The sequence below is a fragment of the Tsuneonella troitsensis genome (assembly GCF_001441535.1).
Lineage (GTDB): Bacteria > Pseudomonadota > Alphaproteobacteria > Sphingomonadales > Sphingomonadaceae > Tsuneonella > Tsuneonella troitsensis.
On sequence record NZ_LMAU01000002.1, the window covers coordinates 457,993 to 470,253 of the forward strand.

A 12,261-nucleotide genomic window follows, 5' to 3' on the forward strand; every position below is an offset into this window, starting at 1 on the left:
CCATGACAAAGCAGTATCATGACCGTCCCCTGGCGGACGAATCACTCGACCAGATCTTCCGCGATGCGCGCAGCTACAATGGCTGGCTGGATAAGCCGGTAAGCGACGAGCAGATCGAGACGATCTATGCTCTGACGAAGATGGGTCCGACCTCAGCCAACTGCCAGCCCGCCCGGCTGATCTGGTGCAAAACGCAGGAGTCCAAAGAGCGGCTCGCGCAGTTCGCTTCGGATGCCAACAAGAAGAAGATCACGACCGCACCGGTCTGCGTGATCATCGGCTACGACATCGACTTCCACGAAGAGCTTCCCTGGCTGTTTCCGCACACGGACGCCAAGGCATGGTTCGATGGCGACGAGGCCAATCGCAAGACGACCGCAGCGCGAAATTCGGCTTTGCAGGGTGCCTATCTGATGCTGGCCGCTCGTTCGCTCGGTCTGGATTGCGGTCCGATGTCGGGCGTTAACTTGGACAAGGTCACCGAAGAATTCTTCGCCGAAGATCCCAAGGTGCGCGCCGACTGGATTTGCTCGATCGGATATGGCGATGCCAGCACCATATTCGACCGGAGCCCGCGTCCCGACTTCGCAAAGTTCAACACCGTCGTCTGACGCGCTCTTGCGCCGAGGCCGTCATTCGGCTTGGGACCGGCAATGCGAACCCTGGTGATCGAGTGTGCGACCGAAGCTTGTTCGATCGCCTTGTTCGATGGCGACGACCTGGTGGCCGGCGATCACAGGCTGCTGGGTCGCGGCCACGCCGAACATCTCGTGCCGATGATCGCAGCGCTTCCGGACCGCGGCAAAGCGGATCGGATTCTGGTCTCGCTGGGGCCAGGCAGCTTCACGGGAGTACGGATCGGAATCGCAGTCGCCGGGTCGCTTGCGGTCGCCTGGGGAAGCGAAGTCCGCGGCTACCCTACCCTTTCGCTGGTCGCCGCGATGGCGTGCGCGAAGAGCGGGATCGATGGGGTTACGGTCTGCATGGCCGGCGGCCACGGCGAGTGGTTCGTGCAGGATTTCGTCCGAGGTGGGCGGCCTTTGACCGCACTCGCCTCGTTGTCGCCCGAGGCTGCGGTCGCACGCGGAGCGATGGATCGCATTGCTGGCACAAAAGCCGATGAGTTTGCTTCCCTGCTTGGCGCTAGCGCGCGCAGCGACCACCTGCTCCCGGACGCACGAATGCTGAGCCAGATGGATACAACGCAAATTTCCTCTGATATCGGCCCGATCTACGGCCGGGGACCCGACGCGAAGCTGCCGACGTGAACGACGATGTCGACCGGATCATGACCATCATGGAGGCCGCTTTCGACCCGGTCTGGGGTGAGGCCTGGACACGGCGACAGGTTTCGGACTCGCTGGCCTTTGCGCACACACACTATCGACTGCTGGCGACGGACGGACGGACGGCATCGGAATCGGAAGAACCATGCGCCGGATTTACCCTGGTCCGCGCCGCTCCGGGCGAGGAGGAATTACTGCTGGTCGCGGTAATGCCCGAACATCGCGGACGCGGCCTTGGCGAGAAACTGGTTCGCCAGGCGATCGAGGACGCCCGGACTCGCAACGCCGAGCGCCTGTTCCTCGAGACCCGGCACAACAACCCGGCAATCGGGCTCTACCGCAAGTTGGGTTTCCAGCCGATCGGGGTTCGAAAGGACTATTACCGTGGAAGCGATTCCAAGAAATTGGACGCAATTACATTCGCGTACAAAATCTGATCGGCACATCGCTTGAAAAGCGTGCGAACACGCGAAGCAGAACCGGCGCTTTGCTTGTTTCGCCTTGCAAAAAATGCTTAAGCGAAGCCACGCAGGCGAATTGGGTCGATAACCCTGCGCACCATCGATCGCACGAGGTAGAAAATGAACAACCCGGAAACCGACTCTTCGGAAATGCTTATTACTCTTACGTCGGACATCGTCGCCGCCCACGTAAGTAACAACAATGTATCCGTGGAAGATGTCCCTTCCCTGATAACCAATGTGTATCACGCGCTGGCAGGACTTGGCGGCGCAACCACCGTAGCCGAACCCCAGCCCGAACCCGCGGTCTCGATCCGCTCTTCGGTAAAGAAAGATCATCTGGTCTGCCTGGAAGACGGCAAGAAGATGAAGATGCTCAAGCGTCACCTGATGACCGAGCACGGGATGACGCCCGACGAATACCGTCAGCGTTGGGGCCTCGCTTCCGACTATCCGATGGTCGCGCCAGACTATGCGGAAACCCGCCGCGACCTGGCCGTGAAAATCGGTCTGGGCCGGAACCCGACGCAGAAGCGCGGACGAAAGAAGAAAGTCGTCTGAGGCTTGGCAGTCGCGCCCCGGAGCCCTAGGTTCCGGGGCGACGACCAATCGCGGAGCTTCGCTTGCATCAGACCATCGACCTCGAGGCGTTGTGCGCCGAACGCGGCCTTCGCATCACCGAGCAACGCCGGGTGATCGCGCAGGTGCTGTCCGCGAGCGAGGATCACCCTGACGTCGAGATGCTCCACAAGCGGGCGTCCGACATCGATCCCAAGATTTCGATCGCGACGGTCTATCGCACCGTTCGCCTGTTCGAAGAGGCCGGCATCCTCGACCGCCATGATTTCGGCGACGGGCGTGCCCGGTACGAGGCCGCACCCGAAGCGCATCACGACCACTTGATCGACGTCGAGACCGGCAAGGTCGTCGAGTTCGTCGATCCGGAACTTGAAGCGCTTCAGCGGCAGATCGCCGAGAAGCTCGGCTATCGCCTGGTCGATCACCGGATGGAACTCTACGGAGTCCGGCTCGACCGCGAGGGTTGATGGCGCACGCCCTGCCCGCTCAGCGGATTCGCCCGCTCGGGTGGGCGCTGGTGGTTTTTCGTCTCGTCCTGATGGTGTTTGTGCTGCTCTTGTGTACGCCGCTGCACCTGTTGTGGCGTTTGGTGGGTGCGGGGCGGTGGTGGCCACGAGTGTTTCTTTCCTCGATCGGAATGATCGCGGGCCTGCACCTGCGCATTGAGGGTCGCCCGCACAGAGGCGCGCTGCACCTCGCCAACCACGTAAGCTGGCTCGACATTCCCGCCCTCGCCCATGCGACCGGCACCGCCTTCGTGGCGCATGACGGACTGGCGGCCTTCCCCTTCCTCAAATGGTTGTGCGAGATGAACGATACCGTCTTCATCGCGCGGCACGATCGGCGGAGCATCGCCTTGCAGGTCCAGCAGGTCCGGGCGGCGATGGATGCGCGCGGCGCGCTCACGCTCTTCCCCGAAGGCACGACGAGCGACGGCACCGGCCTGCTGCCGTTCAAGTCCTCGTTGCTGTCCGCGCTCGACCCCCTGCCCGAGGGTCTCGTGGTCCAGCCGGTCCTTCTCGCCTACGACGATGCAGCGCGGATAGCTTGGGTGGGCGAAGAACATGGCCTGGACAATTTCAAGCGCATCCTTGCGCGGCTGCGGCCCATACGCTTGACGATGGTGTTCCTGCCTCCGTTGAGCGGCGACGCGCTGTCGGACCGAAAGACAATCTCGGCCGAGGCGCGTTCGCGGATCGCGGCAGCGATGGTGCGCTAGCCACTTCGCCCGTTTTCGGCTAACCGCCGCGCCCCATGACAACTTCCCCGCCCCCGAAAACCTACCGGGTCAAGAGCTTCGGCTGTCAGATGAACGTGTACGACGGCGAGCGCATGAGCGAATTGCTCGCGTCGCAGGGCATCGCACCCGCTGCGGACGGCGAGGATGCCGACCTTGTCGTGCTAAACACCTGCCATATCCGGGAGAAGGCGGCGGACAAGGTCTACTCGGATATCGGCCGGCTGGTGAAGGCGGGCGACAAGGTCGGGAAGCGACCGCTGATCGCGGTAGCCGGTTGCGTGGCCCAAGCCGAGGGCGAGGAGATCATGGCCCGCGCTCCTGCCGTCAGCATGGTCGTCGGCCCCCAGGCCTATCACCGCTTGCCCGAGATGCTCGAAGCGGCAGTTCGCGGCGAAAGCACCAGTGACACCGACATGCCGCCAATCGCGAAGTTCGACGCGCTGCCGGCGCGCCGGCGGTCGGGGCCAAGCGCATTCCTGACGGTCCAGGAAGGGTGCGACAAGTTTTGCACCTATTGCGTCGTTCCCTATACGCGCGGAGCCGAAATTTCGCGCCCTTACAATGATCTGGCGGCCGAAGCCGACAGGTTGGTGGAAGCCGGTGCACGCGAGATCACACTGCTCGGACAGAACGTCAATGCCTGGACCGGCGAAGATCCGCACGGACGTCCGATCGGGCTCGACGGGCTGATCCGCGCACTCGCCGAGCGACCCGGGCTGCATCGTATCCGCTACACGACCAGCCACCCTTCGGACGTGACCGATGGCCTGATCGCTGCGCATGGCGAAATCGAAAAGCTGATGCCGTTCCTCCACCTGCCGGTGCAGAGCGGCTCCGACCGGGTGCTCAAGGCGATGAACCGCAGTCACACTGCAGACGAATATCTCCGCCTGCTCGATCGCTTTCGCGCGGTGCGCCCCGATATCGCACTGTCGGGCGACTTCATCGTCGGCTTCCCCGGCGAAACCGAGGCCGAATTCATCGACACTCTGCGACTGGTCGACGCGGTCGGCTATGCGCAGGCTTTCAGTTTCAAGTATTCTCCTCGTCCCGGCACGCCTGCAGCGACGATGGAGGACCAGGTTTCGCCCGAGGTCATGGACGAGCGGCTTCAACGGCTCCAGGCGGCGCTCAACCGCGACCAACTGGCGTTCAACAGAGCCACCCAGGGTCGGCGCTGCACCGTGCTCGTCGAGCGACATGGCAAAAAGCCGGGTCAATGGCTCGGCAAATCGCCTTGGCTGCAATCGGTCTGGTTCGAGGGCGATCACGCCATCGGGGACCTCGTCGAAGTCGAATTATTGGAGGCTGGCCCCAACTCGCTCGAGGGCAGAGTGTTGCAGCAGCCGGTCCCCGCCTGACGCTTTTCCACCGCATCGCGAGTGGCCTGCGCTTGCCTATCCGCCCCGGCGACCACATCTTGCGACTCGCTTGATCCCTCGAGAAGGAGCGCCCCCAAGGCGTCTATGGCCCGCAAACCAGCCCGCGCCGACGGCGCACTACCGATCCCCCTCGCGACCTCGCGCCGCGCCCGGAGCGAGATCACCTTCGAAGACCAGCGGCTTCTGGGCCCTCTGTTCGGACAATTCGACGCCAACCTGGTGCAGGTGGAGAATCGCCTTGGCGTGTTCATCTCCGCCCGCGGCGACCGGGTTCAGATCGAGGGTAGCGAAGATTCGGTGGCCCGTGCGCGCGATACTCTGAAAGCCATGTACGATCGCCTGGCGCTGGGACAGGAGCTCGACGCCGGCGCGATCGAGGGATTGATCGCGATGTCGGTCGAACCCACGCTGGAAGGCATCGTGCGCGGCGGCGTCGATGCGCCGCCGATCATGATTCGCACGCGGCGCAAGACCATCGTTCCGCGCAGCGCCGGCCAGATCCCCTACATGCAGCAGCTCGCGAGCGAGGACATCGTGTTCGCGCTCGGCCCTGCGGGCACCGGCAAGACGTATCTCGCGGTCGCGCAAGCGGTGAGCCAGCTCATCAGCGGCAGCGTGCAGCGCCTGATCCTTTCTCGCCCTGCGGTCGAGGCGGGCGAGAAGCTCGGCTTCCTGCCCGGCGACATGAAGGAGAAGGTCGATCCCTACCTGCGGCCCCTCTACGACGCGCTCTACGACTGCCTGCCGCCCGAACAGGTGGAGCGTCACCTTGCGAGCGGCGTGATCGAGGTCGCGCCGATCGCGTTCATGCGCGGCCGCACACTGGCCGATAGCTTCATCATCCTCGACGAGGCGCAAAACACGACGCGCGAACAGATGAAGATGTTCCTCACCCGGTTCGGCCAGAACAGCCGTATGGTCGTGTGCGGCGACCCGAAGCAGGTGGACATCCCGGGCGGCGACAGGATGAGCGGCCTGGCCGACGCGGTCGACAAGCTCGAGGGCGTCGAGGGCATTGCCGTCAGCCGCTTCACCGCCGCAGACGTGGTCCGCCACCCAATCGTGGGCCGCATCGTCGAGGCGTACGAAGGACCTTCAGCCTGACACTCGATATCGAAGTCGATGGGTGGCCTGGCCATACGGACTGGGAGGAACTGGCGGATCGCGCGCGCGAGGCCACCGAATCGGTTGCGCCCGAACTTGCGAATTCGCGGCTGTCGGCCAGCATCCTGTTCACCGTCGACGACGAGGTGCACGCGCTCAACCGCGAATGGCGATCGAAGGACGCGCCGACCAACGTCCTGTCCTTCCCGATGTTGACGCGGGACGAGCTTCTGGCCCTGCCGCTCGATGGCGCGCCGGTTATGCTCGGAGACGTCGCCCTCGCCTGGGAAACGTGCAGTCACGAGGCGGTGGAGAAGGAGATTTCGCCGCAGAGCCACGCGGCTCACCTGATCGTCCACGGCCTGCTGCACCTGTCCGGCCGCGACCATCACGACGCTCTGGAAGCCGACGCGATGGAAGCGTTGGAGATCAAGGCTCTTGCAACGATGGGTTTCGACGACCCATATGGCACGTCTCAAGCATAGAGGACCAAAACAGGGCCATGCCCGACAACGATTCCCAGACGGGAGAAGCGGACAGTAAGCGCGGGCTTTGGCTCGCAGTCCGAAAATTCTTCGACACCGACGATGGCGAACGCTCCTTGCGCGAACAGCTCGAGGAGGTGATCGACGAGCACGACGCGGCCGAGGCCGAGGACGGCGTGCCCTCGCCCCCCAATGGCGACCTATCGCCGGTTGAGCGGCAAATGGTGCGCAACTTGCTCCATTTTTCGGAGAGCGATGCCGACGACGTAGCCATTCCGCGCGGCGACATCGTCGCGCTGAGCGCCGCGGCGACGTGGGACGAGATCGTGGGCGCCTTTGCCGAGCACGGGCATTCGCGCCTGCCGGTCTATCGCGACACGCTCGATACAGTCATCGGCATGATGCACATCAAGGACGTGTTTCCGATCATCGCCACCAATGCGGCACCGCCGACCGACTGGACCACGCTCATGCGCCAGCCGCTCTACGTGCCCCAGGCCCGTAACGCGCTCGACGTGCTGGCCGACATGCGCCAGCAGCGCATTCACCTCGCCGTGGTGGTCGACGAATATTCCGGCACCGACGGGATCATCACTATCGAGGATCTGGTCGAGGAGATCATCGGCGATATCGAGGACGAACACGACGACGAAGAGCCGGAGTGGATAATTCCGTTGCCCGACGGGATGTGGGATTGCGACGCACGGGCCGAACTCGACGATGTGGCTGAAAGGATCGATCCCCGCCTCGCCGAAGTCGAGGAAGCGGTCGATACCTTGGGTGGTCTCGCATTCGTCCTCGCGGAGACGGTTCCGGAGATCGGAACTGTGCTGGCGCACGATAGCGGCTGGCGGATCGAGGTGACCGACGCGGACGAGACTCACGTCAAGCGGCTGCGCCTTCACCCGCCGGAGGAAGTCGAAACCTGACCGCAGGCGGTTTATTTCGCAACTGCGGCAAAAAGACGCTCGACAAGTCGCACCGCTGTACACATCTTCGCCGCCGTGACCCGCCGCCTTCCCCCCCTACGCGCGCTCGAGGCGTTCCTGCGCGTCGTCCGTCTAGGTTCGGCCCGTGCGGCGGCGACCGAACTCGGCCTCAGTCCGTCGGCCTTGTCACGTCGTATCGGTTCGCTCGAAGACTTCGTCGGGAAGAAGCTGTTCACCCGCGCACATCAATCGATGCAGCTGACCGACGATGGGCGATCCTTTCACGACGCGGTCGCCCCTCACATCGAGGCGCTGGCGGCAGCGGTCGAAGCGCAATCCGACACCGTCGGCCTCATGCGATTGCATCTGGGCGTGCTGCCCCTGTTCGGCGGACAGCGCCTGTTTCCGCGCCTTCAGGAGCTGCGCAAGCTGCACCCGAGGCTTCACATCGATATAGATACCGGACCGCATCTACTCGATCGGGTGGGCGACACGCTCGACGCCGCGATTGTCCTGATGCACGAACCCGATCCCGCTCTTCATTCGGTGCGGCTCGATCACAATTCGGTCTACGCCATCGCATCGCCCGCCTTGGCGGCGGAAATCGGTCCGGTCCCCGATGCCACTCGCCTGGCGAGCCAGACGTTCCTGGTCCACAACGAGTTGCCAGACAGCTTCGTCGCCTGGCGCGAGGCGCTCGGACTGAAGAAATTCGAGCCGGCAGCCATCGACCATTACGATTCCGGTCAGCTTATTCTCGAGGCCGCAGCCCAGGGTCTGGGCATCGCGATCATGCACGACGACCACTTCAAGCGCGCGGGCGACAAGCGCCTCGCACGGCTGTTCGATATCGACGTCGCCAGCCCCTATTCTTACTGGTTCGTTTGCCGCCCGCGGGACCTGGATCAGCGTCCGGTGAGGCTATTCCACGATTGGCTGGTCAAAGCCGAACTTTGATGACGATCGGCGCGGAACACGCGCCCCGCTTCGGGTGTTTATGGGGCTGAACACAGGGAGCTTTCACGTGGACATTCGCCAGGAACAAACTGCCTTTCGCAATGCGCGGCCATCGCGTCTGGGGCGCGGGATCGAGCGGCTGACCAATCCGTTCGGCAAGGCGATCGCCAGCGTTGTGCCCAACGGTATGGTAGAATCGCTGGTCAAAGCGCTCGATACCGCCGCGGGCGCTCCTGCTGTCGCCAATCTGCGACACGACCCGTCCGATATTGGTGCTGCGCGGCAGGCTTCGGAAAAAATCGAACGTGCCGCGAAGACGATCAATGGCGCGACTGGCGCCGCGGCCGGATTTGGCGGGGCAATTTCGGCGACGCTCGATTTGCCAGCATCCATCGGCATTGCGCTCCGCTCGATTCGCGATATCGGGCGCGCATACGGCTTCAACGGCACTGGTGAGGCGGAAAAACTCTTCAGGCTTCAGGTTCTGGAACTGGCTGCGCTGGACGACCCCGAACTGCGTGCAGATCGCATCGCGGCGATCGAGCGCACCATCGCCGATGACGGATCGCTAAGGATCGTCTCCGGCGATGCCGCGACCCCGATGGTCGATGCCGCGATCGAGCGGATCAGCCGGGCGATGGCGTTCGTGACGTTCAGGCGACGCCTGGGCATGGTCGTCCCCATCGCGGGTTCGGCAGTGGGCTTGATCGTGAACCGGTCGTTTCAGGAAGACGTCGCCAAGGCCGCGAGGTTTGCCTTTCAGGAGCGCTGGCTCAAAACACGTCCCTGAGCGAATGCGATCAAAAACCGACTGCCGGATCGAGCGCCTGCGCAGGGGTTCCGATGACCCTTTCCCGCAGGTGCAACGACGCCTTCAGCAAAGGCATGTCGCGGTCGAGGAACGCCTGGGGTGACATGCCGAGAAAGTCGTGCGCATCGCGGATGAAGTGCGAATAGTCCGTGTAGGCTGGATCGATCGCCAACGACCCCATTCGACGCCCGGATGCCCTTATCGCATGGAGCGATCGCAGGAACCGGGCCCGGCGAAGGAGCAGGCGGGGCGAAAAACCGAACGCCCGGTCCGAAGAGCGCTGGAGGTTACGGAGCGGCATCTGGAGGATGTCGGTCAATTCGGCTACCGAGCGGATCGAGGGATCGACCAGCGCGGCTTCGAGCGCGGCAACTTTGGGTTCGTCCGCTGACGCACGCCGCATCGCTGCGCGAAGCACCTCGTCGAGAATCGCCGGCACGTCGTCATCGTTGGACAGAGCGCGAAAACGCGCGATCAGCGTCGAGGGATCGGTCTGGCCCAGCCGCGGGATCTCGTCGATCCGATTGGACCAGTCCTTGGCGCGTTGAGCGAACAGGCGCGCCCAGCCCCGCGGTCGCAATCCGACGCCGACGAGGATGCCGCTACCCGATTCGGACCATGCCAGCTTGCTGCTCGGTCCGAACAACGCGGAGCGCGGCGGTTCCTGCCAGTCCTTCCCCGTAAAGCGCACGCGCCACCATTCTGTGACGACGGCGAAGCGAAGGCTTGCCCACGCGGGCTCGAACGCTCCGCGATTGGGCTCGCCCCCGTTGTCGTCCACCGCGTAAAGGTGATAGCCGCTGACGAAGGGAGCAAGGTCGGGCGCGGGCCGCCAGATCGCCAACCGCGGCGCACTGGAAAGCGCGCAGTTTTCGTTGGCGACTGTGGCGGCGGCCCAACCGTGGCTCATGTGGGGGCGAACGCTTCCCCTACGCCTGCGTTCCGGTGCAGATCAGGCGACGGTTGCCTTGACGATCTTGCCCGGCTGGCGCGGCGGCTCGCCCTTCGGCAGCGCGTCGACATGCTCCATGCCGCTCTCGACCTGGCCCCAGACGGTGTACTGCTTGTCCAAGAAACGCGCATCGTCGAAGCAGATGAAGAACTGGCTGTTCGCGCTGTCGGGATTGTTGGTGCGGGCCATCGAGCAGGTGCCGCGAACGTGCGGTTCGGCGTTGAATTCCTGCTTCAGATCAGGCTTGTCGCTGCCGCTCATGCCGGTTCCGGTCGGGTCGCCGCCCTGCGCCATGAACCCTGGGATCACGCGGTGGAACACGACGCCGTCGTAGAATCCTTCGTTCGCAAGCTCGGTAATGCGCGCCACGTGACCGGGGGCGAGATCGGGCCGCAACTTGATCACGACGTCGCCGCCTTGTCCGTCTCCGGTGTCGAGCGTGAAAGTGAGCGTATCGGCGGCCATCGGTATCTCCTGTCTTGAGTCGCGCGCCGATATAGGGGCCCTTGCGACGAAGTCACCCGTCCGCTTGCGTTTCATTGCGCCGCGCCTAAGGCCAGCCGAATGGTGGACGAGACGATCCTCGACGGCGAAGCGCTCGACGAACGGCAGGACGACCGTCCGGACGACCGCGTCGACGACGAGCGTCACGACGAAGACAACCGTCTGAAGCCAGAATACGTCCGGGGCGTGCGCGAGGCGATCGAGCGGGGCGACAGCTCCCGCGCATACCAGTTGGTCGAGCCGCTCCACCCTGCCGACGTGGCCGACCTTTTCGAACTGCTCGAAAGCCACGAGCGCCCGCGTCTCGCCGCGGCGATCACCGATCTTCTCACCGGCGACGTCATCGCGGAACTGAACGACTACGTCCGCGAGGACATGATGGAGGCGCTGCCTCCCGAGGCGGTCGCCGAGATCGCCGAACAACTCGACACCGACGATGCCGTCCAGCTGATCGAGGATCTCGAACCGGCGGACCAGGCGGCCGTTCTCGCCGAGATGGAGCCGGAAGACCGCGCCGCCATCGAAAGCGCGCTGGCCTATCCCGAGGAGACCGCCGGCCGCCTGATGAGCCGCGAGTTCGTCGCGGCACCTGAGCACCTGAACGTCGGCGACATCATCGACTACCTGCGCGATGCCGATCATGACGAACTGCCGACCGAATTCTGGGAAGTGTTCGTGGTCGACCTGGCGCACAAGCCGGTCGGAACCTGCCTGCTTTCCGCGATCCTGCGCGCACCCCGGTCAAAGCCGCTCACCGAGGTGATGAAGCGCGACCAGACCCTGATCCCGGTCACGATGGACCAGGAAGAGGTCGGCAACATGTTCCAGAAATACGCCCTGATCTCGGCCGCCGTGGTCGACGAGGACGGGCGGCTCGTGGGCCAGATGACCGCCGACGACGTGGTCCATATCGTGGCCGAGGAAGCGGGCGAGGACACCCTGCTGCTGTCCGGCGCGGGCGACGGTGACATCAACGAACCGATCCGCGATGCATATGTCGCGCGGGTGCGTTGGCTCGTCGCCAACCTAGGGACCGCGGTGGTCGCGAGCGCGATCATCGCGATGTTCGGCGCCGCGATCGAGCAGCTGGTGGCGCTGGCGGTGCTCATGCCGATCGTGGCCAGCATCGGCGGCAATGCGGGCACGCAGACCATGGCGGTCACGGTGCGCGCGATCGCGATGAACCAGCTGACCCGAGCGAACACCCGCCGGATGATCTGGCGCGAACTGCGCGTGGCCCTTCTCAACGGAGCGACCGTGGCCGTCCTGATCGGCGTGGCGGTGGCGCTGCTGTTCACCCCGCAACTGGGCGGCGTGATCGCTGCGGCGATGCTGATCAATATCATCGTCGCCGGGCTTGCGGGCGTCGCGGTGCCGGTGATCTTCGAACGGCTGGACCAGGACCCCGCCGTCGCATCGAGCGTGTTCGTGACCATGATAACCGATTCGATGGGCTTCTTGGCGTTTCTCGGTCTGGCAGTGGCGAGCGGCCTGGCGGGCTGATCGACTCGAACGGAAATCTGGCCCCCCGGGTCGATATCAGCGGTTGCCCTCCCCCGCCGACCGACTAC

General features: G+C 64.2%; 15 protein-coding genes. 13 read left to right on the top strand and 2 right to left on the bottom strand.

The features are described 5' to 3' along the window. Window positions 1-2 precede the first annotated feature (2 nt). The 12 genes from AR323_RS05780 to AR323_RS05835 all read left to right on the top strand — a co-directional run bounded on the left by AR323_RS05780 (window position 3) and on the right by AR323_RS05835 (window position 9,213). The gene (locus tag AR323_RS05780; protein ID WP_057882989.1) at window positions 3-611 is read left to right on the top strand and encodes a malonic semialdehyde reductase; all 609 of its coding nucleotides are present in this window, start codon (window positions 3-5) and stop codon (window positions 609-611) included. Window positions 612-653: 42 nt separating this feature from the next. Next, window positions 654-1,268, top strand: coding sequence for a tRNA (adenosine(37)-N6)-threonylcarbamoyltransferase complex dimerization subunit type 1 TsaB (tsaB, locus tag AR323_RS05785; protein ID WP_057882990.1), 615 nt, complete (start codon window positions 654-656; stop codon window positions 1,266-1,268). After that, entirely contained in the window at window positions 1,265-1,723 is a 459-nt protein-coding gene (locus tag AR323_RS05790) for a GNAT family N-acetyltransferase (protein WP_057882991.1), read from the top strand. The genes tsaB and AR323_RS05790 overlap by 4 nt, the downstream gene beginning before the upstream one ends. 144 nt (window positions 1,724-1,867) lie before the next feature. Then, complete coding sequence (locus AR323_RS05795) at window positions 1,868-2,308, top strand: MucR family transcriptional regulator (protein WP_057882992.1); 441 nt, start codon at window positions 1,868-1,870, stop codon at window positions 2,306-2,308. A 62-nt stretch (window positions 2,309-2,370) separates the two neighbouring features. After that, window positions 2,371-2,793, top strand: coding sequence for a Fur family transcriptional regulator (locus tag AR323_RS05800; protein ID WP_057882993.1), 423 nt, complete (start codon window positions 2,371-2,373; stop codon window positions 2,791-2,793). Further along, the gene (locus AR323_RS05805; RefSeq protein ID WP_057882994.1) at window positions 2,793-3,545 is read left to right on the top strand and encodes a lysophospholipid acyltransferase family protein; all 753 of its coding nucleotides are present in this window, start codon (window positions 2,793-2,795) and stop codon (window positions 3,543-3,545) included. Before AR323_RS05800 ends, AR323_RS05805 begins: the two co-directional genes overlap by 1 nt. 35 nt (window positions 3,546-3,580) lie before the next feature. After that, a complete protein-coding gene (gene miaB / locus AR323_RS05810; RefSeq protein ID WP_057882995.1) occupies window positions 3,581-4,927 on the top strand; it encodes a tRNA (N6-isopentenyl adenosine(37)-C2)-methylthiotransferase MiaB in 1,347 nt (448 codons plus the stop codon). A gap of 105 nt (window positions 4,928-5,032) precedes the next feature. Next, window positions 5,033-6,052 (top strand): PhoH family protein, encoded by a 1,020-nt coding sequence (locus tag AR323_RS05815; RefSeq protein ID WP_057882996.1) that lies wholly within the window; start codon window positions 5,033-5,035, stop codon window positions 6,050-6,052. Beyond that, window positions 6,049-6,537: an rRNA maturation RNase YbeY gene (gene ybeY, locus AR323_RS05820; protein WP_057883195.1), complete on the top strand. Its 489-nt coding sequence runs from the start codon at window positions 6,049-6,051 to the stop codon at window positions 6,535-6,537. Before AR323_RS05815 ends, ybeY begins: the two co-directional genes overlap by 4 nt. Window positions 6,538-6,554: 17 nt before the next feature. Then, window positions 6,555-7,466 carry a hemolysin family protein gene (locus tag AR323_RS05825; protein WP_057882997.1) on the top strand — a complete coding sequence of 304 codons (912 nt, stop codon included), beginning with the start codon at window positions 6,555-6,557 and terminating at the stop codon, window positions 7,464-7,466. Between the two features lie 75 nt (window positions 7,467-7,541). Next, window positions 7,542-8,423 (top strand): LysR substrate-binding domain-containing protein, encoded by an 882-nt coding sequence (locus AR323_RS05830; RefSeq protein ID WP_083495255.1) that lies wholly within the window; start codon window positions 7,542-7,544, stop codon window positions 8,421-8,423. A gap of 67 nt (window positions 8,424-8,490) precedes the next feature. Next, complete coding sequence (locus AR323_RS05835; RefSeq protein WP_057882998.1) at window positions 8,491-9,213, top strand: EcsC family protein; 723 nt, start codon at window positions 8,491-8,493, stop codon at window positions 9,211-9,213. Between the two features lie 10 nt (window positions 9,214-9,223). Here the strand turns inward: AR323_RS05835 and AR323_RS05840 are convergent, their stop codons facing one another. Then, complete coding sequence (locus AR323_RS05840; protein WP_057882999.1) at window positions 9,224-10,144, bottom strand: helix-turn-helix domain-containing protein; 921 nt, start codon at window positions 10,142-10,144, stop codon at window positions 9,224-9,226. Between the two features lie 42 nt (window positions 10,145-10,186). Further along, a complete protein-coding gene (locus AR323_RS05845; protein ID WP_057883000.1) occupies window positions 10,187-10,651 on the bottom strand; it encodes a peptidylprolyl isomerase in 465 nt (154 codons plus the stop codon). Between the two features lie 99 nt (window positions 10,652-10,750). Here AR323_RS05845 and mgtE point away from each other — a divergent pair, with 99 nt between their 5' ends. Further along, complete coding sequence (mgtE, locus tag AR323_RS05850; protein WP_057883001.1) at window positions 10,751-12,193, top strand: magnesium transporter; 1,443 nt, start codon at window positions 10,751-10,753, stop codon at window positions 12,191-12,193. Window positions 12,194-12,261 lie beyond the last annotated feature (68 nt).